Origin of the sequence: Marinobacter sp. P4B1 (genome assembly GCF_001447135.1) — a bacterium.
Classification (GTDB): domain Bacteria; phylum Pseudomonadota; class Gammaproteobacteria; order Pseudomonadales; family Oleiphilaceae; genus Marinobacter; species Marinobacter vinifirmus.
This window is the reverse complement of the sequence record NZ_LLXM01000011.1, coordinates 335,839-359,681: the sequence shown is the minus strand read 5'-3', so window position 1 is coordinate 359,681 and position 23,843 is coordinate 335,839. Positions and strand designations below refer to the sequence as shown.

Annotated in this window: 23 protein-coding genes and 1 pseudogene; 7 read left to right on the top strand and 17 right to left on the bottom strand. The window is 57.7% G+C overall.

What is annotated here, in order from left to right; all coding sequences use genetic code 11:
- Positions 1 to 116: 116 nt before the first annotated feature.
- From AQ621_RS09345 to AQ621_RS09325, 5 genes are all read right to left on the bottom strand, one after another.
- Positions 117 to 1,142, bottom strand: coding sequence for an IS110 family RNA-guided transposase (locus AQ621_RS09345; RefSeq protein WP_008170306.1), 1,026 nt, complete (start codon positions 1,140 to 1,142; stop codon positions 117 to 119).
- A 286-nt stretch (positions 1,143 to 1,428) separates the two neighbouring features.
- Positions 1,429 to 2,679, bottom strand: coding sequence for an NAD(P)/FAD-dependent oxidoreductase (locus AQ621_RS09340; RefSeq protein WP_041654915.1), 1,251 nt, complete (start codon positions 2,677 to 2,679; stop codon positions 1,429 to 1,431).
- Positions 2,680 to 2,767: 88 nt separating this feature from the next.
- Positions 2,768 to 4,405 (bottom strand): GMC family oxidoreductase, encoded by a 1,638-nt coding sequence (locus tag AQ621_RS09335; protein ID WP_225316732.1) that lies wholly within the window; start codon positions 4,403 to 4,405, stop codon positions 2,768 to 2,770.
- A gap of 17 nt (positions 4,406 to 4,422) precedes the next feature.
- Positions 4,423 to 5,835 carry a cytochrome P450 gene (locus AQ621_RS09330; RefSeq protein WP_041654913.1) on the bottom strand — a complete coding sequence of 471 codons (1,413 nt, stop codon included), beginning with the start codon at positions 5,833 to 5,835 and terminating at the stop codon, positions 4,423 to 4,425.
- Positions 5,836 to 5,849: 14 nt separating this feature from the next.
- Entirely contained in the window at positions 5,850 to 6,170 is a 321-nt protein-coding gene (locus AQ621_RS09325) for a 2Fe-2S iron-sulfur cluster-binding protein (RefSeq protein ID WP_008170311.1), read from the bottom strand.
- A gap of 129 nt (positions 6,171 to 6,299) precedes the next feature.
- On the opposite strand from AQ621_RS09325, the gene AQ621_RS09320 reads away from it, so the two are divergent.
- Positions 6,300 to 7,367: a transcriptional regulator CypR gene (locus AQ621_RS09320; protein ID WP_014422290.1), complete on the top strand. Its 1,068-nt coding sequence runs from the start codon at positions 6,300 to 6,302 to the stop codon at positions 7,365 to 7,367.
- A gap of 45 nt (positions 7,368 to 7,412) precedes the next feature.
- Here the strand turns inward: AQ621_RS09320 and AQ621_RS09315 are convergent, their stop codons facing one another.
- Positions 7,413 to 8,027 (bottom strand): TetR/AcrR family transcriptional regulator, encoded by a 615-nt coding sequence (locus tag AQ621_RS09315; RefSeq protein ID WP_014422289.1) that lies wholly within the window; start codon positions 8,025 to 8,027, stop codon positions 7,413 to 7,415.
- A gap of 258 nt (positions 8,028 to 8,285) precedes the next feature.
- Between AQ621_RS09315 and AQ621_RS09310 the strand changes: the two genes are divergently transcribed.
- The 5 genes from AQ621_RS09310 to AQ621_RS09290 are packed head-to-tail and all read left to right on the top strand — an operon-like array spanning position 8,286 to position 14,276.
- A complete protein-coding gene (locus AQ621_RS09310; protein WP_014422288.1) occupies positions 8,286 to 8,771 on the top strand; it encodes a PaaI family thioesterase in 486 nt (161 codons plus the stop codon).
- Complete coding sequence (locus tag AQ621_RS09305) at positions 8,768 to 9,259, top strand: PaaI family thioesterase (protein WP_014422287.1); 492 nt, start codon at positions 8,768 to 8,770, stop codon at positions 9,257 to 9,259. The genes AQ621_RS09310 and AQ621_RS09305 overlap by 4 nt, the downstream gene beginning before the upstream one ends.
- Positions 9,249 to 10,151: an alpha/beta fold hydrolase gene (locus tag AQ621_RS09300; RefSeq protein ID WP_014422286.1), complete on the top strand. Its 903-nt coding sequence runs from the start codon at positions 9,249 to 9,251 to the stop codon at positions 10,149 to 10,151. Before AQ621_RS09305 ends, AQ621_RS09300 begins: the two co-directional genes overlap by 11 nt.
- Positions 10,108 to 11,241 carry an efflux RND transporter periplasmic adaptor subunit gene (locus AQ621_RS09295; protein ID WP_319822993.1) on the top strand — a complete coding sequence of 378 codons (1,134 nt, stop codon included), beginning with the start codon at positions 10,108 to 10,110 and terminating at the stop codon, positions 11,239 to 11,241. The genes AQ621_RS09300 and AQ621_RS09295 overlap by 44 nt, the downstream gene beginning before the upstream one ends.
- On the top strand, positions 11,238 to 14,276 hold the full coding sequence (locus AQ621_RS09290) for an efflux RND transporter permease subunit (RefSeq protein ID WP_014422284.1): 3,039 nt from the start codon (positions 11,238 to 11,240) through the stop codon (positions 14,274 to 14,276). Before AQ621_RS09295 ends, AQ621_RS09290 begins: the two co-directional genes overlap by 4 nt.
- Before the next feature lie 281 nt (positions 14,277 to 14,557).
- On the opposite strand, the gene AQ621_RS09285 is transcribed toward AQ621_RS09290, so the two are convergent.
- The 9 genes and pseudogenes from AQ621_RS09285 to AQ621_RS09245 all read right to left on the bottom strand — a co-directional run bounded on the left by AQ621_RS09285 (position 14,558) and on the right by AQ621_RS09245 (position 21,600).
- Positions 14,558 to 15,643: an aldo/keto reductase gene (locus AQ621_RS09285; RefSeq protein ID WP_041654908.1), complete on the bottom strand. Its 1,086-nt coding sequence runs from the start codon at positions 15,641 to 15,643 to the stop codon at positions 14,558 to 14,560.
- An 84-nt stretch (positions 15,644 to 15,727) separates the two neighbouring features.
- Positions 15,728 to 16,534, bottom strand: coding sequence for a dienelactone hydrolase family protein (locus tag AQ621_RS09280; RefSeq protein ID WP_008170335.1), 807 nt, complete (start codon positions 16,532 to 16,534; stop codon positions 15,728 to 15,730).
- Positions 16,535 to 16,612: 78 nt separating this feature from the next.
- Positions 16,613 to 17,179 carry a TetR/AcrR family transcriptional regulator gene (locus tag AQ621_RS09275; RefSeq protein ID WP_014422282.1) on the bottom strand — a complete coding sequence of 189 codons (567 nt, stop codon included), beginning with the start codon at positions 17,177 to 17,179 and terminating at the stop codon, positions 16,613 to 16,615.
- A 43-nt stretch (positions 17,180 to 17,222) separates the two neighbouring features.
- Positions 17,223 to 17,891 carry a cupin domain-containing protein gene (locus AQ621_RS09270; protein WP_008170339.1) on the bottom strand — a complete coding sequence of 223 codons (669 nt, stop codon included), beginning with the start codon at positions 17,889 to 17,891 and terminating at the stop codon, positions 17,223 to 17,225.
- Between the two features lie 63 nt (positions 17,892 to 17,954).
- Positions 17,955 to 18,575 (bottom strand): glutathione S-transferase family protein, encoded by a 621-nt coding sequence (locus AQ621_RS09265; protein ID WP_041654905.1) that lies wholly within the window; start codon positions 18,573 to 18,575, stop codon positions 17,955 to 17,957.
- A 580-nt stretch (positions 18,576 to 19,155) separates the two neighbouring features.
- Entirely contained in the window at positions 19,156 to 19,845 is a 690-nt protein-coding gene (locus AQ621_RS09260) for an RES family NAD+ phosphorylase (RefSeq protein ID WP_058341225.1), read from the bottom strand.
- Complete coding sequence (locus AQ621_RS09255) at positions 19,845 to 20,249, bottom strand: antitoxin Xre-like helix-turn-helix domain-containing protein (RefSeq protein WP_058341224.1); 405 nt, start codon at positions 20,247 to 20,249, stop codon at positions 19,845 to 19,847. Before AQ621_RS09255 ends, AQ621_RS09260 begins: the two co-directional genes overlap by 1 nt.
- A 146-nt stretch (positions 20,250 to 20,395) precedes the next feature.
- Positions 20,396 to 21,154: an SDR family oxidoreductase gene (locus tag AQ621_RS09250; protein WP_058341223.1), complete on the bottom strand. Its 759-nt coding sequence runs from the start codon at positions 21,152 to 21,154 to the stop codon at positions 20,396 to 20,398.
- A gap of 25 nt (positions 21,155 to 21,179) precedes the next feature.
- A pseudogene (locus AQ621_RS09245) lies at positions 21,180 to 21,600 on the bottom strand (SDR family oxidoreductase).
- Positions 21,601 to 21,748: 148 nt separating this feature from the next.
- On the opposite strand from AQ621_RS09245, the gene AQ621_RS09240 reads away from it, so the two are divergent.
- Entirely contained in the window at positions 21,749 to 22,423 is a 675-nt protein-coding gene (locus tag AQ621_RS09240) for a spermidine synthase (protein ID WP_058341222.1), read from the top strand.
- A gap of 15 nt (positions 22,424 to 22,438) precedes the next feature.
- On the opposite strand, the gene AQ621_RS09235 is transcribed toward AQ621_RS09240, so the two are convergent.
- The gene (locus tag AQ621_RS09235; RefSeq protein WP_058341221.1) at positions 22,439 to 22,741 is read right to left on the bottom strand and encodes a monooxygenase; all 303 of its coding nucleotides are present in this window, start codon (positions 22,739 to 22,741) and stop codon (positions 22,439 to 22,441) included.
- 78 nt (positions 22,742 to 22,819) lie between these two features.
- A complete protein-coding gene (locus AQ621_RS09230; protein ID WP_058341220.1) occupies positions 22,820 to 23,839 on the bottom strand; it encodes a hypothetical protein in 1,020 nt (339 codons plus the stop codon).
- Between the last annotated feature and the right edge of the window lie 4 nt (positions 23,840 to 23,843).

Here is a 23,843-nt window from a genome sequence, read left to right as displayed (position 1 = left end):
TCGCTGAGCCGCAGAAATAAACAGGTTCTCCCACTCTCGGTCTGACCGTTCCGTCATCGCTTGCCGTTGCAAGACTCTTCTGGCAGGCTTGTTCTGCCTGTCGTTGGTGCTCGGTTTTAGCCCTCCACAGGCTGTGTCTTAAACTCGGTTTGATTCATGAGTAGTGCCCATATAATCCGGGCGTTCTTGGCCGCCATCGCAACGGCGGCCCGCTTGTATCCACGTCGTTCCACCAGGTCTTTGGCCCAGTCACTGAGTCGATCATTCTTATCCGGTAATTTTGCAATCACTGCCCGGGTGCCATGGATCAGCAGCGTTCGCAGGTATTTGTCCCCGCGCTTGGTGATTCGGCCAAGTCGCACCTTGCCACCGGTCGAGTATTGTCGGGGCACCAGACCCAACCATGCGGCAAAGTGTCGCCCACTTTTGAACTGTCTGGGGTCAGGCGCACTGGCCAGCAGGGCTGTTGCGGTCTGTGGTCCGATACCCGGTATGGCCATAAGGCGCTTGGCCTGCTCATCGCTCCGGGCCATCGCTTCGACCTCCCGATCGTAAGCCAGGATTTCTTCATCGAGCTGTCGAATGCGTTGGTTGATGTTGTTGATTAAGCGGCGAGCGAGCATGGGTAAGTCGTTTTCGGCATCCTCCAGGATTTCGGGAACCCGGCGCCGTGCGGCGTAACGGCCCTGGGGAATGATCAGTCCGAACTCGGCCAGCAGCCCACGAATCTGATTGATCTGCGCGGTGCGTTCTTTGGTCAGTCCACGGCGAATACGATGCAGGCACAGTACGGCTTGCTGGTCTTCGGTCTTGATTGGAACAAACCGCATATTCGGCCGACCTACTGCCTCACAGATGGCCTCGGCATCGTTGTCGTCGTTCTTGCTGCTCTTGCGATAGGGCGCGACAAACCGGGGTGCAATGATTCGGACATCGTGGCCGAGTTTGGTCATTTCCCGAGCCCAATGGTGGGCACCCGAGCAGGCTTCCATGCCAATCAGGCAGGGTGGGAGCTGAGCGATATAAGGCAACAGCTTGGGCCGGTTCAGTCGTTTGCGAACCACGACCTTGCCGTGTTGATCGGTGCCATGAATACTGAACACAGTTTTCGCCAGATCGATGCCAATGGTTGTAACATTCATGATGACTCCTCCTGCTTTTGATTGAAGATGTCAGACACCTTCAATGTGGCACATCGATGCCGTGGGAGCAGGGGGAGTCCATATCATTCGCTATGGTGCTCTCGGTTTACCAGAGCAACAGTAATGTGTCTGGCTACGGGAAATTCCGCCGGTTGTGGCTCACGCATCCTTTGCGCTCACTGAAAGCTGTCGGTCGTAGGATATGATATCCATAGGCCGTATGAGTTGTGCATTGCTTTCGCAATTTTGGGCAAACTAAGGGCACAGCTCTACTCGGTCGTCAATTTCAATTTATGGACTGACCGCTCACCAAGGACTTCAGTTCAATATCCGGATCCTTCAACATTTCAGGATTGACCTGCCTGCGTTGTTGAACGAGGGTCTTGCCGACCATAAAAGCGATGGGCAGGTTGACCGCATCAACAGCAATGACACAGCCATCGCGGAGATAGAACACCGCAAATCCCTTGTCTTCCGGGCTTCCGCGCAGCACACGCTGATCATGATATTGCGACAACCCCACCATCTGCAGACGCACGTCATACTGGTTCGACCAGAACCATGGAGCGCTATTATAGGGTTTCTTCTCGCCCATCAGGGTTGCCGCCACTGTCCGGGCCTGATCAACCGCGTTGGCGACAGATTCAAGGCGCTGCATCTTCTCGAAGAAAAGATTCCGGTGGCGGGTACAGTCGCCGATCGCCAGGATGGCTGGATCTTCTGTGCGGGTAAACTCGTCAACAATAATGCCGTCATCACAGGGCAGGCCGGCGGCCTCAGCCAGCGCGGTTTCCGGCACAACACCCACTGAAACGAGCACGATGTCGGCCGGTACAGTGCCGCCGCTCGCCAATGTCACGCCAGCCACATGCCCCTGATCGCTAGCTTCGAAACCGGTTACCGCCGTGTTCAGGCGTAGATCCACGCCAGCGTTACTGTGTTTGGTGTAAAAAAACTCCGACATTTCCGGGCCTGTTACACGCTGCATAAGACGCTCGGCCGCTTCCAGTACCGTGACATCAACGCTTTTTTTGGTAGCGCTGGCTGCCACTTCAAGGCCAATGTAACCACCACCCACGATGACCAAGCGTTTCCCCGGAACCAGTTGTTCACGCAGGGCATCCGAGTCAGCTATGTCATGTAGGTAATGAATGCCCTTCAAGTCAGCCCCGGGTGCGTTCAGGCGTCGAACGTGTGACCCCGTGGCCAGGACCAGTCGATCGTATTTCAATGTGCTCTGGTCCGACAAACTGATGGTCTTGTTGTCCCGATCAATTTGTTCGGCACGTACACCGAGCCGCAACTGATGGCCGGCGTTCTCGTACACCGAGCGCGGCTTGAGGTACAGCGACTCCTGATCCACCTCGCCTGCCAGGTAGTTCTTGGACAGGGGCGGCCGCTGATAGGGTGGATGTGGCTCTTCGCCCACCAGGACCACCTCATGTTGATATTTCTTTTGCAGCAAGGTTGTCAGGAGCGCACCTGCTGCGTGCCCGCCGCCAACGATGACTGTCGTCTCTTTCTGTTGGTTTGCCATAGCCTGTCTCTTTCTACTGTTCTTTGGAATCAGATTGATCAGAAGTCCAGATGCCAACTGAGCCCTGTGACGCCCGCGCGCGCGGAGCTCAGCCGACCATCTCCCCGGCATCCTCAAGTATCATCGCGGCACCTTTCTCGCCGATCATGGTTGCCGGCTGATTGGTGTTTCCGCCGACCAGCGTCGGCATGATGGAGGCATCGACCACCCGCAGGCATTGCAGGCCATGCACGCGCAGGCGCGGATCGACCACCGCCATCGGATCAACACCCATCTTGCAGGTGCCAACCGGGTGGTACGCTGATTCACCGCTGCGCCGTACCCATGCGGCGAGATCGTCGTCATTCTGCAGCGCCGGCCCGGGCAAGACCTCAACCTCGTGGTGCGGGGCAAACGCCGCCTGCGCCAGGATCTTGCGCACCAGGTGGACACCGCGCACCAGTCGCTCGACATCGGCGGACTCGGCCATGTAGTTGGGGTCGATCAGCGGCGCGGCAAACGGGTCGGCACTGTGCAGACCGACGCGCCCGCGCGACGACGGCCTAAGCCCGTAGATCATCACCGCGTAGCCATAACCGCTCATCGCGGTCTTCAGGTCTCGCCCGTGATCGTCGTACAGCATTGGCGCGAAGTGCAGCTGCAGGTCGGGTACCGGCTCCTCGGGCCGGGAGCGGATGAACCCGCCGGCCTCGGCGCCGTTGCTCGACAGCACGCCCCGCCGACCGCTCAGATACGTCAAAGCGCCCCACAGCCCCTTGAGCCAGTAGCTCGGATGCATCGAGATGCTTTGGCGGCTGCGGGCGCTGACGCGCACGAACACGTCGATATGATCCTGGAGATTCTGCCCGACGCCCTCCAACGCATGGCGCAGTTCTATGCCATGCCGGGACAGCTCCTCCCGCGGACCGATCCCGGACAGCATCAGCAGTTGCGGCGAGTTGAACGCGCCGCCGCAGAGCACAACTTCGCGCCCGGCACGAACCTGCGTCAGCCCCTTTGTATCGCGGTATTCGACACCGGTGGCGCGGGTGTCTTCGAGTAGCACCCGGGTGACATACGCGCCGCTGCAAACCGTCAGGTTGGAACGCGCCGTGGCGGGTTCGAGATAGGCCCGCGCGTTGCTACAGCGTGTGCCGTCTTTCTGGTAGGCGTAGTAGAAGCCCACGCCCTCCTGCTCACTGCCGTTGAAATCTGTATTGAGCCGGTACTTTGCCTGGGTCGCCGCCTCGACAAACGCCGTGCTCAGCGGATTGGTATAGCGGCGCTCGGCAACGTTCAGCGGACCACCCTGACCATGAAATTCTGCCTCATTCGGCGTAAGTTTGGGCTCGAAATGTTCCGATCGGCGGAAGTAGGGCAACACCTCGGCGTATGACCACCCTTTGCACCCCAGCCGTGCCCACTCGTCGTAGTCCCGGGCATGCCCGCGAATATAGACCTGCGCGTTCATGCCGCTGGAACCGCCAAGCATCTTGCCCCGCGGCTGAAAAAGCGCCCGGTCGTGCATGTGACGCTGCGGTTCGGTATTGAACTGCCAGTTGTAGCGGCGGCTGAACATTAGCTGCAGGAAACCCAGCGGCATGTTCACGAAAGGGTTGCGGCGGCTCTCCGGACCGGCTTCAAGCAGCAGCACAGAATGGCGACCGCTCTCCGACAGGCGGCTGGCGACAGCACATCCGGCCGAGCCCGCGCCAACCACGACATAGTCAAATTGTTCGGTCGTCATCCTGGTTAGCCTGTTCATTAACTTTTTGGTGTCAGCTGGACCATCAGCTCCGAATAGCCCCGCACGAAGTTGGACTGCACGCGCTCCGGCTCGCCGACGACTTCGATCTTGTCAAAGCGTTTGAGAATCTCTTCCCATAGGATACGCAGTTGCAATTCGGCCAGGCGGTTGCCCATGCAACGGTGAACACCGTAGCCAAATGACATATGGTTTCGTGCGTCCTTGCGATCGATAATGAAGTGATCGGGGTCTTCGAACTTGCGCTCGTCACGGTTGCCCGAGGCGTACCACATCACAACGCGATCGCCCTTTTTGATGGTCTGGCCGCCCAGCTCAACATCTTGCTTGGCGACTCGGCGCATATAGGCCAGCGGCGTTTGCCAGCGGATGATTTCCGACACCATGTTCGGAATCAGTTCCGGTTTTGCCTTCAGTTTTTCGAGCTCCTTTGGGAATTCGTTCATGGCCACCAGGCCACCACTCATTGAGTTGCGAGTGGTATCATTGCCGCCAACGATAAGCAGCGTCAGATTGCCGATAAACTCCATCGGGCGATTGATCAGATCTTTGGTGTCGTCGTTGCTCTGTAGCAGGCTGATCAAATCGAAACCGGGCTCTTCGCCCGCCGCGCGGCGCGCTTCCTTATCCCTCCAGAGCCTGGAGAAGGACCAGGCCATGTCAGCCGCGTCGTCAAACATGATCTCTTCATCGGCATACTCGCCGCCGGTTGCCGATGCTGCCCCGGCCATCCGATCCGACCACTCAACCAGCTTGTGACGTTCCTCGTAAGGAAAATCCAGAAGGGTTGCGAGCATGCGACCGGTGAGTTCCTTCGATACAGTGGGCACCCAGTTGAAGGGCTGGCCCAGAGGCAGGCTGTCAAGCACATCGCCGGTACGCGATCGGATCAGCTCCTCCATTTCCTTCAGGTTCTTTGGTGCCACCACGCCTTGAACCGAGCTGCGCTGCACATCGTGTTTTGGCGGATCCATGGCTATGAACATTTCCACCGACAGCCCCTCTGGAGGGTCACCCAGAATGATTTGCGGCTCGGCGGAAAACAGGTCGTGACTCTTATCCACGAACATGATGTCTTCAAAGCGAGTCACCGACCAGAAGGGGCCGAAGGGGCTGTTCTTCTGGTAATGGACCGGAGCCTCATCACGCAACCGTTTGAAATAGGCGCGCCACTGATCCTGCCGATATAAAAACGGATTGCTGACATCGATGTCCTCAAGGGCCAGCGTGTTAACGTCCGGGATGGCTGATTCAACAAATTCGGGCACGGGCCGGCGTGGGCCGAAGGCCTTCTTCTTGGCGCCCATTAACAGTTTCAGCCCCTGGATCTGCCTGTGCATCGGCACCACCCTGGAGGTAGCATTAATCACTCGGGACTGAATGTCGTCAAATGTTTTGGACAGTGTTGGCATGCGTCCTCCTATGTTCACATCTGGAACTCGGGTAAATGCACGGTCATGCCGTCCATTTCATCAGTAATGACCACCTGGCAGCCCAGGCGCGAAGTGCTTGCCCGCTCCGGGGTCATTGACAGCATTTGCTCTTCCTCACCACCAGGCGTACCTGTCTTTCTGAACCAATCGTCCGAGACGATCACGTGGCAGGTACCACAGGCACACTCTCCCCCACAATCCCCGTCAATACCGGGAATCAGATTGTCAACGGCGATTTGCATTACCGAGGAACCAGCTTTGAATTCAGCAACATGTTCAGTTTGATCATGTTCTATAAAAGTAATCTTGCCCATTATTGTTCTCCTGCCAGTAGTGTTCAGTAATAGATATTGTCTGTCTGACGACACTCCTGTCAGGTCATTTCTTGACAAGCTGAGGTCATTTAAAGACAAAATGACGATCATTTAGGACGGGGAAGATCGATGATGACGACGCAGAAGACGGGTGATTTGCAAAAATCCGGTCCCGGTATTCCATCGAATTACTCACGGCTCATTGCACGTGAGCTCGATTTAACAGCCAAACAACTGCCACGTCTGCTGCTCGGCACCGGGCTTGGTGTGACGCAATTCCTGAGCGAGGAAAGCCTGCTTACCGCAGCGCAGCAGGTGCGGATTCTGCGCAACGCACTGGATTTGTCCGGCCAGCCGGAATTAGGGTTATGGCTAGGCAAGCGACTGACCCCGGCAACCCATGGTGCGATGGGATTCGTGGCCTACAGCAGCCCCGACTTTCTCACTGCGCTGCAAGCGATTCATACTTTTCTGCCCACGCGCGCGAGCTTCATCCAACTGCATTTGCGGCAAGTCAACGAGCGCCTGGAATGTATTCTGGACTACCAGGAGTCGCTGGACGATGACATACAGCGGTGCCTGTCGGATGCGATGGTTAAGGCCCTTTTTGAATTTGGCGAGTTTATAATTGGTCGCCCTTTGCATGAGGCTGAAATATGCTTCGCTCATCCTGAACCCCCGTATCAGGCAATGTATGCCGATTTTTTGCCCGGGCAGATTCGCTTTGATTGCGACCAGTTAAAACTTACGTTGCCGATGTCGTTGTGTCAGGAACCGAATGCCTCCGCCAATCACGAAAACTATCGTCTGGCCTTGCAACAGTGTGAATCGATGCTTGCGCAACTTCAGTCGGATAAACCGAGCTATCAGACCCAGCTGAAGATGATGATGTTGTCCCGACCGCCCGGAACGCTCAGTGAAGACGAAGCAGCAGCCTCGTTGTTCATGAGCAAACGCACCCTGGCACGCAAACTCAAACAGGAACGCAGCGGTTTTCGGAAAGTTCGCGACGAGATTCTGTCCCAGCAGACAGCGACCTACTTGCGTGACAGCCAGCTGTCAATCGAGGCCATTGCCGCGTTGATGAACTATCACGACAGTGCCAATTTCAGACGCGCCTTCAAGCGCTGGTTTGACCAGTCGCCTGAGCAGTTCAGGCAAAATGTCAGATCACAAACCGTGCATCCGCATGATTAGCGATCATAAACAGAGGCTACTTGCTTGCGTTTGTGAAGCCAGAACCTATGCCTGCCCCCCTTTATTGATCACACCGTCCATAGCGATCTGCCAGATCAAGTCGCCAATGGTGTCGAGTGAATGAGCCCCGTTCGGGTCGAACCAGGTTGCAACCCAGTTGAGCGCCCCAAGGCCGATCAGGCGAAGCAGGCGGCCATCAATATTCTTGCGGACCACGCCCTGCGCAATCATTGTTTCGAGGATACCGGCCCACAGGGACTCGTACTGGTCACGCAGTTCGATGATTTCCTCGCGAGCCTCCGGGCCCAGCGCCCGCCATTCAAACAGCAGCACGTAAACCGCGTCCGAATCGACCAACAGGGCTCGCAGATGCGCGTTGATACAAAGACGTAAACGCTCAACCGGGTCATCCGAACTGGCGTAAGCCGACTCGACCTCTGCGGTAACCAGGTCCACCCCCCGGCGCATCAGCTCGACAAGCAGCGCTTCCTTGCTGTTGTAACGATAATACAGACTTCCGGGCAGCATATTGCAGGCCTCGGCAATCTCCTTGAGCGACGTCCTTTCAAAGCCTTTCTCACGAAAAAGCCTGGCTGCGTTAGACAAAACGTCGCCCTGGTCGCCCAGTTTGCTTGGAGGAGCCATCTGTCTGTTAACCATCGCTTAAGTATCTCCTCAGCAAGCCAGTTCGTTATTCATCAGAGCGGCCACCACCTGACTTGTTACACTGATCGTACGCCATTGCACGGGTGGCGTGCCATTTGCCTCAACAGATTCTTGACTTTTGGTTGGTTAACCAACCAAAATCCAGCAACAATGTTATTCGGAAGAAACTGACATGGCAATGACATATGACAATCAGCTGTTTCCCGCCACTTCCGCCCCTGTGCGAAATGCAAACCGGGGTGGGCAGATCTGATGACGGAGTCGAACAGAGCTCAGCACAGTGACGCTGTGACGACGGCGTGGCAGTTCACCGAACAGGTTCCCCACGGCAGGGATCTGGGTATGCAGGTTGTCTCTGTGAACGGAAACCAGGTCTGCATGCGCCTGACCCCACAGCCGTGGATGTTCGCCGAAGAGGATACAAAAGAAATCTGCACCAGCGTGCTCTACTCGCTGGCCGACTCCGCCGGAGGCTTGGCGGTATTCGCGGGGGCCCTGGAGTTGATGCCCATTGCCACGCTGGATCTGCGCATGGATTATCTGCGGCCCGCCATCGGCGACCGTGCCCTCTTGGCGGTGGCCACCTGTCGTCATTTAACGGACGAGGTCGCGTTCATCCATTGCGACATCCTCAGCGAGAGCGATAGTGCACTGTTAGCGACGGCAAACGCCACCTTCATGCGCAACACCCAGGGCCAGCGATTCCAGGCCGGTGGACGAAAAAAGGAGGGCGCATGAGCACGACTGGCGATTCGGCACAACCCATCTCAGGCCCTACCGAAAGCGGGAAAGAATGTTCCGACTGGCAGGCTCTGCTGGAGCGCATTCCCTACGCACGGCACCTTGGGCTTGAGGTTCAACGCGACGATGTAGGTCTAGTGGTTCATATGCCGTGTCGTGAAGCGCTCATTGGCAACTTTATGCTACCCGCCCTCCATGGCGGCGTGCTTGGCGCCCTGATCGAACTCACCGCGCGGGTCGCTGCGCAAAGCCAGGATACCGACAAACGTTGCCCACGCATTCTCGACAGCCACATTAACTACCTCCGTTCCGCGCAGGCCCGATCGACGTTCGCCAGCGCCGAAATTGTTCGACAAGGCAGGCGGAGCAGCCTGGTCCGGGTGACCTGCTGGCAGGGCGATAAGCGCAAACCGATCGCCAGCGGTCAGGTTCAGTTGTTGCTCCCGACAGTGGCGGCCAAAGAAGCAGATCTTCATGAACAATAAGCACAACAACCCTGAACGCGACCAATTCCAGGCGCCGGATGGCGCGGAGATCGCACTGTGGCGCTGGCCGCAATCCAAAGCGCGCCCCACGGTGCACTGGGCGCATGCAACGGGTTTCCATGGCCGCCTGTACCGCCCCCTCCTTGATGGGCTTGCCACGGACGTCAATGTCCTGGCCTGGGACATGCGGGGGCACGGGGCCAGCGCCGGTGCGGCGAACTTTTCGACATTCCGGGGCTGGGAAACCTACTATCGCGACATGACCGCTCTGCTGGGTAGCCTGGACGAGCCGGTCTGGCTCGCCGGCCATTCTATCGGTGCCACCACCAGCATCATGGCCGCTGCCCGACGGCCAGACAAAGTGCTGGGCCTGATTCTGGCGGAACCGGTGATCATGGATCCGGGGCAGGGCCTGAAGTTGTGGCTGGCCAAGCTGCTACGCCAGTCACATCGGTTGTCACTGGCCGCCGGAGCCGCCCGTCGGCGCCGGGTATTCGACTCGCACGCTGCTGCGCTGGACAACTATCGGGGCCGCGGTGGCTTCAAGACCTGGCCCGATGCATGGCTGGAGGCCTACATCCAACACGCTTTTCTGCCGCAGGACGATCAAGTTCGCCTGGCGTGTGCGCCGGAGTGGGAGAGCACCACCTTTGCCCATACCGAACACAACCCCTGGCCCGGTATTCGTCAGTTGCGGTGCCCGGTTATCGCGCTGGCGGCGGAACGCGGGTCAACCTTCTCGCCGGCGGCGCAAAAACGTCTGCAGACCTTGTTGCCCTCGGCTGACGTGAGGGTTCTTGAGGGTACGACTCATTTTCTGCCCATGGAACAGAAGGAAGCCGTTCGCGATGCCATCCTGCAACTTGCTTTGTCCAGACACCGCGAGAACTGATACCCACACCTTGATTTTGCCAATCGGGACACCTGCCATGCGCTGTATGCTGACACTGTTTATCTCGCTGCTCATTCTGTCTGGTTGTCAGCAGTCTTCGGAACCGCCCCCAGAGGCCCGCGCCCCTATCCCCTGGGTAAAAACAGTTGAACTAAAGGACGCCGGCCCAACAGCGCACAGATTTTCAGGAACCCTGCGAGGCCGCCACGAAGTTCCTCAGGCCTTTCAGATCGCCGGTCGGATTCAACATCGTTACATTGATGCCGGTCAACGCGTGGAAAAAGGCGACTTACTGTTCAAACTCGATACACGAGACCTTGTAGCAACGGCGGAGGGAGCCGCCGCGGATCTGAAGCGTGCAGAAGCGGCCCTGGCAATTACCACCAATGAGCTCCAGCGCCAACAGCAACTTGTGGGGCGTCAGTTTGTCAGCGAACAAACCCTGCAACGCCTTGAATTGGCAGAGCGTGAGGCGCGCAGCCAGGTGCAAACGGCTTCTGCACGCAATCAGCAGGCTCAGAATGCCCTGGGGTATGCGGAACTGAAAGCCGCCCATGCAGGCGTGGTCACTGAGGTCAACGTTGAACCCGGTCAGGTTGTGGGTGTCGGACAAACCCTTGCCGTTCTGGCCGAAGATCAATCGCTGGAAGTGGAAGTTTTTTTACCAGAGGGCAGTAACCCGGCCAGGCGTGGTTATGTTCCTTTGCCCAATGGCGAACAGCTAGCTGTAAGCCTGAGAGAAATTGCCGGGGCTGCCGACCGCGCAAGCCGGAGCTGGCGTGCCCGATACAGCCTGGAGGGGCCCTACCCCTCGTCTTTAACCCTGGGGTCGGTGGTGAGTGTGCGGTTAGCGCAGAAGCAAACCGCCCCCAGCCATCGCGTACCGCTGGGTGCCCTGGATGAGAGAGGGCAAACGCCGCAGATCTGGTTGGTTTCCGACGGCACGGTAACGCCCCTGGCGGTCGATGTTATCGATCTGGGTGAGGAGTATGCGAAGATCAAGGTCGACATCAAGGCGGGAACGCCCATCGTCGCGCTGGGGACACACCTACTCACGCCTGGCATGGCGGTGCGGGAGCTGGCTCAATGAGCTTACCGAATCTTTCCGCGCTGGCAGTGCGCGAGCGTTCGGTCACCCTCTTTTTTCTTTTGCTGTCCGTTGTTACCGGTTTCTACGCGTTCTCGTCCCTGGGTCGGGCGGAAGACCCTGCGTTCACCGTCCGGGCGATGGTGGTCTCGGTAGCCTGGCCAGGAGCAACCCCCGAGGTGCTGCAGAATCAGGTCGTGGATCGTCTGGAAAAGCAAATTCAGGAGGTGGCGTATACCGATACCATTGAAACAACCATTCGGCCCGGGCAGGCCGCCATGCTTATCCGATTCCAGGATTCGACGCCCAGCGAAAAAGTGCCGGACCTCTTTTATCAAGTCCGCAAACGCATGCTCGATGAGAAGCCCAATCTGCCCCGGGGTGTGATCGGCCCCATCGTCAACGATGATTTCGCGGATGTGTATTTCTCCCTGCTGGCGCTGACGGCACCCGGGATGCCAATGCGTGAACTGACCCGAGAGGCAGAATCGATACGGGATCGCTTGCAACGGCTGCCCGGCTTGCAAAAAGCACAGCTCCTGGCGGAGCGTCCTGAGCGGGTGTATCTCGAATTTGATCAGGACCGGCTCAACAACCTCGGTTTGTCGGCAGAAGAGGTGTTGCAGGCGATAGAGGCCAACAACCGTCTTCAGCCTCTTGGCTTTGTTGATCTTGCCGGCCCGCGGGTTTATGTCCGCAGCAACATCGACCTGTCTGACCTTGAGCGCCTCACCTCAGTACCTCTGCGTATCGGAGACCAGCTTATCACCGTGTCTGATCTGGCCGAGGTGCGTTTAGGTTATGAAGATCCTTTGAGCTACATCGTCCGCTCCAACGGTGAGGATGCGATCCTGTTAGGTGTCGTCATGCGCGCGGGTGAAAATGGCCTGGAGTTTGGTGAGCGGCTGCGCGAGTTTGTCAGTGCCGAACAGGGCAGGCTGCCGCTGGGAATGTCAATACAGACCCTGACCGATCAGGCGGAAGCCATCACTCAGGCGGTTGATCTTTTTCAGGTCAAGTTTCTGGTTGCGTTGGTCGTGGTGATGGGGGTCAGCATACTGGCGATCGGTCTGCGCGCGGGTTTGGTGGTGGGTATTGCGATTCCCGTGACTCTCGGCCTGACTTTCTTATTGATGAAAATGGCAGGCATTAACCTTGATCGCATCACCCTGGGTGCGTTGATTATCGCACTAGGCCTGTTAGTGGACGATGCGATCATCGCCATTGAAATGATGATTGTGAAGATGGAGAGCGGCTGGGACCGGGTACGGGCAGCCAGTCATGCCTGGAGCGTAACCGCCGCGCCCATGCTGTTTGGAACGCTGGTGACGGTGGCCGGATTTGTTCCCATCGGATTTGCCCAGTCCGGGGTGGGAGAATACACCGGCAACATCTTCTGGGTGCTGGCTTTTTCGTTGTTGATTTCCTGGGTGGTGGCGGTAACCTTTACGCCTTATCTGGGCGTCAAGCTCTTGCCCGATTACACCGGGCATACGGGCCAGGACCTATACCAAAGCGCGTTTTATCAGCGGTTGCGCGGGGTGATCACAGCGTGTGTACAGTACCGGAAAACCGTTGTTTTGATAACAGTGGGTTTGCTGGCGATCAGTGCTTTCGGTATGGCAACCCAGGTGCAGAAGCAATTTTTTCCCAGTTCTGATCGCCCCGAAGTTCTGATCAGTGTCTATGCTCCGCAGGGGAGCGCTATTGCCACCACGGATCAAAGTGTCAGACGCCTGGAAGCGATTCTGATGGACATGCCGGAGGTGAAAAGCCTTTCTGCTTACATCGGTGCCGGTGCGCCCCGATTCTTCGTATCGGCCAACCCCGAGCAGCCGGACCCGGCATTTGCCAAGTTGATTGCCATTGGGCAGGACGTTGAAGGGCGCGATCGCATCATCTCGGCGCTGGAAACCAGAATCGCGGCGGGTGAATTTCCGGAGGCACGAGTGCGGGTGACGCGTTTGCTGTACGGTCCCCCGGTGGTCTGGCCGGTCAGTTTTCGTGTGCTGGGTCCGGAATCCGATCAACTCAGAGAGATCGCGCACCAGATCCGCACTCTCATGACCGGGCATCCGAATATCGTCATGCCGCATCTCGAATGGGATGAGCGCGTGCCCACTCTCTATCTTGATATGGACCCGCAAAACCTGGGTTGGATGGGCCTGACCCCGGCGGAAGTTGCCCGGCAACTGCAGTTCCAACTCCGCGGAGTGGCCGTCACCGAACTACGTCAGGGCATAAGGAGTGTTCAACTGGTGGCGCGTAATGCCCGTGGCGAAGTGATCATGCCGGAAGATCTTGAAATCAAAACCCGCGACGACCGCAAACTTTCCGTACAGCAACTGGGCAAGTGGCAGGTTCGTTACGAGGACCCCGTCATAAAGCGTTACAACCGTGACCCCTTCCTGGCCGTTCAGGCCGATGTAGAAGGTGCCCAGCCACCGGATGTTACCAAGGAGATATGGAGTGCGATGACGGGCCTGCGCGAACAGTTGACGGAGGGTTACCGTATTGAAATCGGCGGTACGGTGGAACAATCAGCCAAAGCCAATGCTTCAATCCAGACATTACAACCGGTGATGTTGGCGTTGATGCTGATCTTTATCATGCTTCAGATGCGTTCCTTTATCGGCACATTGACTGTTCTTGCCACCGCGCCACTGGGGCTGATTGGGGCTGTGCTGGCTCTGCTGCTGTTTAATCAACCCTTTGGCTTTACCGCGCTGCTGGGGCTGATTGGCCTGGGCGGCATCCTGATGCGAAACACCATGATTCTGACGCAGCAGGTGCAGGACAACTTCAAAGCGGGGATGGCTGCGAGAGAAGCCGTTGTCGAGGCGGCAGTGCAACGTTCCCGCCCCGTGGTGCTCACCGCTCTGGCGGCCGTTCTGGCGTTTGTTCCTCTGACCTTTGACCTGTTCTGGGGGCCGCTGGCTTATGTGCTTATAGGTGGCGTAGCAGTGGGCACTCTGATCACGCTATTGTTTGTCCCGGCGCTTTATGCCCTTTGGTTTCGCTTACAGATAAAAGATTGAGGTAGGTTTGAATGAGCGCCAATTTTGTTAGCAATTACAACTCACTTAAGTCTTCCAGGAAGGTGATTGAGTTCTGAAATAACCCTTACACACGACCTGTTTTGCCGACAACACCAGAACCGGTAAAGTCAGGTGTTGAAGCAGCCAGGAGAGTCGTCGAAGTGGCCAGTAGGCACGGACGTCTACGTTTTGACAGCATTAACGGTTTTTCCAGCATAGCGGCTGCGCCGTCGGGGCGCAGCACGATGTGAAGGTTGGGTTGGGTTGGGTCGGTTTTGGAATCAGGACTCGGTAGAGTTTCGGTACCCGGCCATCATTGCCATCATCCAGCCCGGGTACTCCTCGGGCAGGCGGCTGACTTCATCCAGGGCTACCAGTTCATCGTCGGACAAGCGGATTTGGGCCGCGCGGATATTGTCCCTGAGCTGCTCGGGCCGCTTGGCGCCAACGATGATGCTGGTCACAGGCTTCTGGTGTAGCAGCCATGACAGGGCAATCTGTGCCACATTGACCGGTTCGCCGTCGATCTGTTTGCCATCGGCAATCTCCCGCATAACCTTGATGACTTCGCTGCCCCGCTCGCGGTTGACGGGTGGAAAGTCAAACTTGGCGCGCCGGTTTTCTTCGGAAACGTCCGGCCCCTCGTATTTACCGGACAGGTAACCCCCGGCCAGTGGGCTCCACACCATCAGACCAACGTTCTCAGATTTCAGCATCGGAATAATATCCCGCTCCAGATCGCGACCTACGAGGGTGTAGTAGGCTTGCATGGATATGATCGGGCACAGGTTGCGGGCCCGGGTGATGCCGATGGCTTTCATCACTTGCCAGGCGGCCCAGTTGGACAGGCCCACGTAACGCACATGGCCTTGCTGCACCAGGGTGTTCAGTGCCTCCAGAGTTTCCTCGATCGGCGTGGCCGGGTCAAAACCGTGGATCTGGTACAGGTCAATATAATCCGTTTGCAGGCGCGCCAGGCTCGCCTTGCATTCGCTCATTATATGGCCGCGGGAAGCACCACGGGCATTGGGGCTTGCGCCCATGGGGCCGAGCACCTTGGTCGCCAGCACCACATCTTCGCGGCGAACGCCGAGATTCTTCAGGGACTGGCCGACGATGCGCTCACTGGCGCCGAAACCATAGATGTTGGCGGTATCGATAAAGTTGACCCCCGCCTCCAGGGCGATCTTCACGAGTTCGTCGGCCTGTTCCTGCTGCAACTGGCCGATCAGGCCCCAGATGTCCTCATCGCCGCCGAAGGTCATGGTGCCCAGGCACAGTTCGGATACGAACAGCCCCGAGTTGCCCAGCGACTTGTAGCCTGGACGATTGTCTCCATCGAACAGTGGTAAACTCTCAGTTGCCATGTTGCACCTCATCATGCTTTTCGGTTGGTGTTCCAGAATTCACTGTAAATACTGCCGGTTTCGGTTTGTTTGCACTCGCTTGTGTTACTGGGTGAAGATGGCCTTGTAGAAACGCATGGTGCCATCCCAGGAACGGCTGGCAGCCTCTTCATCATAACCAACCGGCATGCCGAACTCCTCGGCGATCTTGTCGGCGCCTGGGTTGGTGAATGAGTGCAGTACTCCGGGAAAGCTCACCAGTGTCAGGTCGACTTCGGCATCCTGCATCTCCTTGACCAGGCCCGCGACCTGATCCGAGGGGACCAGCTTGTCGGCACCGCCGGTGTACACCTGGATCCTGGCTTTCACGGACTCGGGTTCAGCCGTGAGGGGGCTGCCGAGCGCGCCGTGGAAGCTGACAACGCCGTCCAGATCGACGCCCATGCGCGCCATGTTGAGAACCACGGCGCCGCCAAAACAATAACCCTGTGCCGCAATTCGGGACGCATCAACACTTTCGTGGTTCTTCAGGATGTCCATCGCCTTCATGAAGCGCGCCTTGACCTGACTCATGTCCCGAGTGGCTTCCTGCATGAACTTCTGGGCGGTATCGGGATGGTCGGCTTGTTTGCCAGAGCCATACATATCCAGCGCAAACGCCGTATAGCCGGCCGAGGCAAGTCGTTCTGCCTGATTCCGGGCAAATTCATTGTGCCCCCACCATTCATGGACCACCAGAACCCCCGGACGCTTTTGCCCGAATTCATCATCCCAGGCCATGTAGCCGGTGAAGGTCTCGTCGCCGACTTGATACTCGATGGTTCTGGTTTGCGTTTCTGCCAGTACCTGCGTACTTGCAACAGTGAGTGACAGCGTGGCTGCTGCCAGTGCTGTTTTCAGGGTGCTCATCATCTGTTTGCTCCTTTTCGCTCGTTATGAGTCAATTTGCGTAGCGATTCTGTACATCAAAGCGCGATTCCTGTCCCGTCGTTACTGGCAGCGGGCGCGCAGCAGTCGCGTTGCGGCATCAAACACGGCGAGGTCTTCTTCGGTGCGCGCGGCAAGGTGGGCCCCTTCCAGCATCGCCAGGGTCGCCTGCGCTTCATCGGCGGCACCCAGGATGGCCGAGACGGATCCATCCCTTTGTCCCAGTTCAAACGTTGCCGTAATCCACTGCAGAACCATTGCGCGAACGGCGCCGACTCTGGCAATAACGGTGTCGGACAGGCTTTCGCGGCAGGTCGAAAAGGCAACGCACAGACACACGGTCTGGCCATCATGCAACGCCCCGCGGTACAGGGCAATGAGTGCCTTGAGGCGCGCGCCAGCGCTGGCATGGGCTGCGTCTATCTCGGTCAGACCCTGCTGCAGACTGGTCTGATAGCGCTCGATCAAGGCTTCGGAGAGCTTCGCCTTGGTGGGGAAATGATAATGGATCGAGGCCTTTCGAATGCCGATGGCCTCGGCCAGATCCGCGTAGCTGAACCCGTCAAAGCCCCGTGACCGGACGGTGTGCTCGGCAAGATCCATCAGGGCTGTTCTGGTATCACGGTTCATGGTTGTTCACCTGTCTGCCTTTTCAATCCCGCTATTGCCGGGCTTATACCCTCGGTGCCCCGGCAAATCGCAGGTGCCCCGTTTTCATCCAGATCTTGGCGCCGTCGTCCCCGGCCGTCACGGACAACCTGTGTCCTTCAGGGAGGCGCAGCCAGTCATGCCTGGCCAGCACCTCGCCATCCCTGATAGCCGAACCTTCGACCACCAGCAGTTCGATTCCGCCGGGCGCCTCAGAGGTCAGTGTCGCCCCCGCATCGAGCTGGCTGTAGGTCACGATCTCACGATCGTCCTCATGCAGCTTTGCGGTGGCAACGCCGCCCACTGGGGCGCCCAGCTCGGCCTCCATATTCTTGCTGAACTGGGTGCGGTCGGCCAGGTCGAACTGCCACAGTTTCACAAATATCGTACAGCCCGTTTCAGAGCCCGGAATATGTGACGTGGTTGGGGGGTTGCGCACGTAGGTGCCAGCAGGGAAGTCACCGTGCTCGTCCTGGAACACGCCATCGAGTACGATGAATTCTTCTCCACCGGTATGGGTATGCGCCGAGAAATGACTGCCCGGCGCATAACGCACGATGGTCGTGGCGCGGGCAACTTCGTCCCCGATCCGGTCCAGCATGCGCCGCTCCACCCCTTTCATGGGCGAGGGCTGCCATTCAATCTGGTCGGAATGCATAACCACCGGTTTGGAGAAATCTGCATTAATCTCCATGATATTCCTCCCTTTTGTGCCCTTCATGTTTTCAGCGCTTGCATTAAATCCGAAGGTTTCGGATTACCCGGCAATTGAAGGACGGGCTGCGACTTTTGCGCGCCAGGCCTGGAGATTGGTCAGAGACTCGGGAATGTCAACCTTCGCGAAATCCGCAAACCCCAGGCCGGCAAAGGCGGTGATGTCTGCGACCGAGAAGCTGTCGCCTGCGAGAAACTCGTTGTCCGCCAGAACGCTGTCAAGGTAGGCCATGGTTGCGCTGGCAATTTCTTTCTGTTTATTACCCCACTCAGCGCATTGCCAGGTTTCCAGATCCGGACCAAGCCCCGGGGTCGCGTGGTGGAAATAGGCACCCACGGCGTTCATCAGACCGTTTTCTGCCCGCAGATTCATCATTGCGATACGGGCACGCTCCGCTGGGGTTGTACCCATAAGGGACGGACCATCAAAGACGCCGTCGATATATTCGGTGATGGCATTGCACTGGGCGATGCAGGTGCCGTCGTCAAGTTCCAGCATGGGCACGGTGGCATCCGGGTTTTTCGTCTTGAACGCCTCGGAACGGTGCTCGCCGCCCATGACATCGACCGGGACGAATTCCACCTGGTTTGTTGCGCCTTTTTCTGCCAGAGCGATGCGAACGCGGAGCGGGTTCGGGAAGCCTTCGATATCGTAGATTTTCATTGATTGCCTCTGTTGGTCATTAAACATGCGCCAATTAATCTACCTATTAGTAGGTAGATGTGCAAGAGGCAATTTGATTGTTCTGCTTTTCTTTGCGCTGTTGACAAGACATTCCAAACGCCAAGAACAGCCCGGACCTTCTTGCAGTACATAGCCAAACCAAAAAGCCAGCTTCTCAGTTAGACGATTTGATAAATATCGAAGTGTTTTTGTTGAAAGAAGCGTGTGCGAAAGAGCAGCCGTGAATGTTCGCTTATGTTTAAAAGTGGAACAACAATGACATCAACGTGGTGCGCCGCAACGGAGGGGATTACGGACATATGAAAAGATGCTGTAATTGAGTTCTGGCGTAAATGGTACAGATCGCCTAGCGTGAATTACCTCGCAATCTAGTTGCTCTTTGCACATTGACGCTTACTATCAAGTTTCTTGAGGAATTGCCTTACCCCAACGCACACAAGCCATCTCGGGGGTACAAATGGGGGCATATATCAACACAAAAACGATTACCTATATACAAAACAATTACTTACATAACTTTATGAGTCCTGCCGGGGGTACCACCTTCCCTGCGCCACAATCAAATCCCAACCACCTTTTTCCGGTCCACAATCTGCCCGTCCCGCACAATAAACTCATAATGCGCCGTTTGAACAATCGACCGCACCCGCCTGGGCGTAAACAGCCCCCAACAGGTGGCTCCCGGGTTTCTTACTGACCAGTACTGGATCCCTTCGGAACCGGCTGAACGAAGCTGGGCACCGAGTGCGCGGGCGGCGGAATAATCCTCAGGGTGATAAATGTCGCTGGATTCCGGTAACACCGTTGCGTCATGAATCTCTTCGCCCGCAAAGGTGCAGGCCAGCCCCCGAAACATCAACCGATCGAACTTCAGGCCTTCAATGTTGGCCAGGTACCGGCCCTGATGGTACTGCACTTCCGAAAGCGCGGTCTCAATGGTGTCGGCGATGTACAGCATACCGAAATCACCGCTGCTGAACCGGCTTCCCTCCGGTGCAACGTGGGTAAAGGGGGCTGCGGCATAGTGGCAACCAGGAATACCCCAGGGGATTTCGTTCAGGTCGATGTAATTCAGGCTGCCGACTTCCTGCCGAAGCCTGGGGTTGGTCAGTGCCTGCAGGTCGAACAAGTCCTGAAACTCGTCCGCATCCGCTACATCGTTAAAAATGTCGATGGGTGGCAGCCGGGTGTTGATCAGGCGAAAGCCCTTGGTTTTTGGCAGGGTGATGGCGGGTAACTGCGGCACCATTACCAAAGGCCGCCCCGCAGCGAATCAATGCGCCGGAAGGTTTCGTACAAGGCCGCGAAATCACCGCTTTCGATCACCTCCAGCGGAGCCCGGCCATGGAAATACGGATTGTGATTACGCTTGCGCATGAAGCCATACACGTTATCCGGGTTCTCGAACACAATGCGCAGGGCTTGGTGCATATTCAGCAGGTAACTGATCCGGGTAAGCTGGTCCCGATCCAGGCGGGCGCTGTCCGGATCATTCCGGTATTTATAGAAGGTGGCTTTGGGCAGGCGGAGAATGGCCTGCATCTGGTCGGCACTGCATCCCCATTTCTCGAGAATATTGAACGCCGCCTTAAGGCCGCTGACTCCCATCTTGCGGGCTTCAGCGGGCGATTTCTTCTCTGCCAGTGCACCCATGGCGAACCTCCTGCAGCTAATTTGGCTTCACGCCTGACACTCCCATTCTAGACTCATATTTAGAATAAGTCTAGAACGGGAATCGCGTGAGAATTCCGCGTACAGTAAGCCTGCTGCGGCCCGGTGTTCAATCTGGCCGCAACCGACTACTCTTCGTAGATCATCTTCCGGGTCATGCCGCCATCCACAACAAAATTCTGCCCTGTGATAAATGACGCCTCCGGCGAGATCAGGTAAGCCACCATGGCGGCAATATCCCCCGGGGTGCCCACGCGGCCTGCGGGATGTTGCTGATGATCTGACGCTGACAGTGGCTCCGGTTTTTCAGTCGTTCCCTGCCAGCCACGGGTATCAATCCAGCCGGGGCTGATGCAGTTCGCACGAATATCCGGGCCAAGGCTTACCGCCAGTGCGTGGGTCAGCGCAACCAGCCCACCCTTGGTTGCCGCGTAGGCCTCGGACTCCGGCTCAGACTGCAGCGCCCGGGTGGAGGCCATATTAACGATGGCACCTTGAGTTTCTCGTAGATGCGGAACCGCGTGTTTGGTCACCAGAAATGGCCCGGTCAGGTTCACGTCCAGACGGCGCTGCCACTGTTCCAGGCTAAGCTCTTCTACCGGCCCGGTATGGGGGTCAGCAATGCCGGCATTATTGATGACTGCATTCAGGCCACCTGCCCAGTTCACCGTTTGCGAGATTATGCGCTGAACATCCGGTTCGCTGGCCACATCGCCTTGGATAAACAGGATGTCGTGCTCTGAACTGGCCACCAGTTGCTCGCCTGCAATTCGGTCGGTATCACAGAAGGCTACCTTCCAACCGGCGGAGGCCAGGTGCAGCACAATGCCCCGGCCAATACCCTTTGCCCCGCCGGTTACCAGGGCCACGCTTTGTGTTGATTCCAACTTTAGCTCCAACAGTTCCTGACCTTCACTCCACGGCCGGCGTTGGCCGCACCAGGATTTCGTTCACATCGACATGAGCAGGCTGAGCCACGGCATACATCACCGCATTGGCAATATCTTCGGGCTTCAGCGCGTGGGCTGGGCGTTCGCCAAAGAACGGCGTATCCACCATACCCGGTTCAATCAGGGTTACGCGGATGCCGGAACCACGAAGCTCCTCACGCACACCATAACCAATGGCGGAGACCGCCCACTTGGTGGCGCTGTACATGGAGCCCGGAATGGTGACGCGACCTGCCGTCGAGCTCTTGCTGCAACCCCTTCAGTTTGTCCTCGGAGCGCGCCGCCAGTACCAGGCGATACCCCTGCAGGGCAGCAGCTCGTGCCGTTTCGGCACCAATGCCCGATGAAGCTCCGGTTATCAGCATGACCGGTTGATCTGTCATAAGTGCGCTCTCCTGTACTCTGGGCTTTAAAAATACGGCTATTTGACAATAACTGCAGTCTAACAGCTATTCTTCAAGGGGGTTTTGGCTGAAAACAACGGTGCCATCAGGTTAGAATGCGGCCTGATCCCGCCACCCGGAACCCCTCATGGCCCGCTTTGATGAAATTGGCACAGCAACCATTCCCGGCAACGGAACCCGTTTGCGTTTGCTGCAACGCAATGACGAATTCTCCATCAAGATTGCCGGTGCGCCCGGTGAGCTGATGAACAGCCGGTTGCACGGCTCGGAAGACGCTCTGGCCACCCTTGCCTGCGAACGTATCGCACGCCTGCCCGAGCCCCGGGTGCTGATTGGTGGGCTAGGCATGGGCTTCACCCTGGCGGCGGCTCTGTCTTCACTGGGCGACACGGCTCAGGTCACCGTGGCAGAGCTGGTTCCGGAGGTTGAAGCATGGAATCGCGGGCCCTTGGGCGCGGCCGCAGGTTACCCGCTGAACGATGCACGAGCCAGGGTACACATTGGTGATGTGGCGGAATTGCTCAAAGAGGGTAACGGCAACTGGGACGCCATTCTTCTGGATGTGGACAATGGCCCGGAAGGCCTCACCCGCAAGGAAAATAACTGGATTTACTCGCCGGAAGGCATTGCCGCCGCCCAGAAATCCCTGAGCCCGGACGGCATTCTGGCCTATTGGTCCGCAGGCCCTGAGCAGGCCTTTACAGAAAGGCTGCGCCGGGCCGGTTTCTCGGTAGAAGCGGTAGTGGTGCGTGCCCTGCGCCCGGGCAAAGGCGCAAGACACACCATCTGGCTGGCCTGGTAGGCTTAACCGGCCCGGTCAGACCGGGCCGTGATCAATCGCCGACAACGCATCGTTCACCTGAAACACCTTGGCATTCACCACCGGCACTCCGAAACCTTTAAGGCGTGCCGTGTGCATGTCCAGATACTTCCTGGCGCTGGCATCATCTTCGAACAGATAAATACCGCCAGCCTCCCTGGTTCCCGCATTCTCGGTCCAGATCTTCCAGATAAACCCGGGTTCTTTGGCAATGGATTCCGCCAGCTCTTTCATGGCATCGGCCATTTCCTGCCCGAACGGGCCATCAAAGGGAAAATCCACCTGCAACAATGTTTTCATCTCAGAATCTCCGTAACGGGGTCAGACCCCCGGTACACTTTGCCGCAGCAAATGTATTGGGGGTCTGACCCCAGTTAGTTATCGGCGGGCGGGGATGAACCAGAGGCACACCCGGGCCACCCATCGCAGTATCAGCAACAAGGGTAACAGGATCAGGAACCAGCCGGGCACCTGTATCATCCACGGTGGCACACCGAGGACTTTTGCGGCCCCGGCAAACAGGTCGTTCAGTAATACGGGGTGGCGCACCGCTACGTAAGCAAGCGCCGCCACGGCTGGCCATTTGGCATAGCCGATCATGGTTGATGCCATCTGCCCTGCCCTGGCCAAACGGGAGCCATAGGCAGCTGAGCGTGCGGTTACGGTAGTTGCCCGGGCGGTAGTGGCCGCTGCCCGACCGGCTTTGAGGAATTTTACCGCGCTGCCGATCACTACGGCATCCACCGCTGCCCAGCCAAGATCACTGGCACGGATGGGCTGGTCGGTTCGGTATCGGGACTCCAGGGTGTGAATGCCGCTGGTGAAAAACTGGGTAACGCCTTCGGTGATCCGCTCGGTCCAGATCCATTCAATGCTGCCATCCGGCGCCACCACAAACTGGCCGGTGAAATCCTGCCCTTCCTTGTTGGCAAAGTTCACTGCGTACCAGGCCCGCTGCTCGGGAGTGAGGGTTTGTCGGGTTCCCGCCACCCGGTTCAGCATCTCGATGGAGCTGACCGGGTTGCGGTAGAAGTGGATAACGGGCGGAATCAGGTATTCGCCGTGGGTTTTCAGGGCTTCCCGGAACTCCGGCTCTTCACCGAAAAGTTCCAGCAACTGCCGGGCATGCTCCGGGTACACCTGCAAGGCCGCCTGCGCCTTTAACAGCAGCAGGCGATCACTCCGGTAATCCAGCAGCGTGGCCTGCACCGGCAGCGGCTCTGCAAGGAGCTGAGAATCCGCCCCGAACACTTCCTGGGAATGCAGGCGCACCAAGCGTTCTTCTACCGGTTGTGGCGGTAAACGAAGCGCTACAAGGACTGCCACAATCAGCGCAAACACCGCCAGCCAGGGCCAGCTCCGGCGGCGATGGGTTCTGAACAGCACGGGCTCCGGCATTCGC

Coding starts and splice junctions, on each gene's coding strand:
- AQ621_RS09305 (WP_014422287.1), top strand. CDS start 8,768: ATGAGCACGACTGGCGATTCGGCACAACCCATCTCAGGCCCTACCGAA.
- AQ621_RS09260 (WP_058341225.1), bottom strand. CDS start 19,845: ATGGTGCCGCAGTTACCCGCCATCACCCTGCCAAAAACCAAGGGCTTT.
- AQ621_RS09265 (WP_041654905.1), bottom strand. CDS start 18,575: ATGAAAATCTACGATATCGAAGGCTTCCCGAACCCGCTCCGCGTTCGC.
- AQ621_RS09275 (WP_014422282.1), bottom strand. CDS start 17,179: ATGAACCGTGATACCAGAACAGCCCTGATGGATCTTGCCGAGCACACC.
- AQ621_RS09340 (WP_041654915.1), bottom strand. CDS start 2,679: ATGGCAAACCAACAGAAAGAGACGACAGTCATCGTTGGCGGCGGGCAC.
- AQ621_RS09330 (WP_041654913.1), bottom strand. CDS start 5,835: ATGCCAACACTGTCCAAAACATTTGACGACATTCAGTCCCGAGTGATT.
- AQ621_RS09325 (WP_008170311.1), bottom strand. CDS start 6,170: ATGGGCAAGATTACTTTTATAGAACATGATCAAACTGAACATGTTGCT.
- AQ621_RS09230 (WP_058341220.1), bottom strand. CDS start 23,839: ATGCCGGAGCCCGTGCTGTTCAGAACCCATCGCCGCCGGAGCTGGCCC.
- AQ621_RS09320 (WP_014422290.1), top strand. CDS start 6,300: ATGATGACGACGCAGAAGACGGGTGATTTGCAAAAATCCGGTCCCGGT.
- AQ621_RS09295 (WP_319822993.1), top strand. CDS start 10,108: ATGCCATCCTGCAACTTGCTTTGTCCAGACACCGCGAGAACTGATACC.
- AQ621_RS09285 (WP_041654908.1), bottom strand. CDS start 15,643: ATGGCAACTGAGAGTTTACCACTGTTCGATGGAGACAATCGTCCAGGC.
- AQ621_RS09335 (WP_225316732.1), bottom strand. CDS start 4,405: ATGACGACCGAACAATTTGACTATGTCGTGGTTGGCGCGGGCTCGGCC.
- AQ621_RS09270 (WP_008170339.1), bottom strand. CDS start 17,891: ATGGAGATTAATGCAGATTTCTCCAAACCGGTGGTTATGCATTCCGAC.
- AQ621_RS09345 (WP_008170306.1), bottom strand. CDS start 1,142: ATGAATGTTACAACCATTGGCATCGATCTGGCGAAAACTGTGTTCAGT.
- AQ621_RS09255 (WP_058341224.1), bottom strand. CDS start 20,249: ATGGGTGCACTGGCAGAGAAGAAATCGCCCGCTGAAGCCCGCAAGATG.
- AQ621_RS09300 (WP_014422286.1), top strand. CDS start 9,249: ATGAACAATAAGCACAACAACCCTGAACGCGACCAATTCCAGGCGCCG.
- AQ621_RS09235 (WP_058341221.1), bottom strand. CDS start 22,741: ATGAAAACATTGTTGCAGGTGGATTTTCCCTTTGATGGCCCGTTCGGG.
- AQ621_RS09315 (WP_014422289.1), bottom strand. CDS start 8,027: ATGGTTAACAGACAGATGGCTCCTCCAAGCAAACTGGGCGACCAGGGC.
- AQ621_RS09310 (WP_014422288.1), top strand. CDS start 8,286: ATGACGGAGTCGAACAGAGCTCAGCACAGTGACGCTGTGACGACGGCG.
- AQ621_RS09240 (WP_058341222.1), top strand. CDS start 21,749: ATGGCCCGCTTTGATGAAATTGGCACAGCAACCATTCCCGGCAACGGA.
- AQ621_RS09290 (WP_014422284.1), top strand. CDS start 11,238: ATGAGCTTACCGAATCTTTCCGCGCTGGCAGTGCGCGAGCGTTCGGTC.
- AQ621_RS09280 (WP_008170335.1), bottom strand. CDS start 16,534: ATGATGAGCACCCTGAAAACAGCACTGGCAGCAGCCACGCTGTCACTC.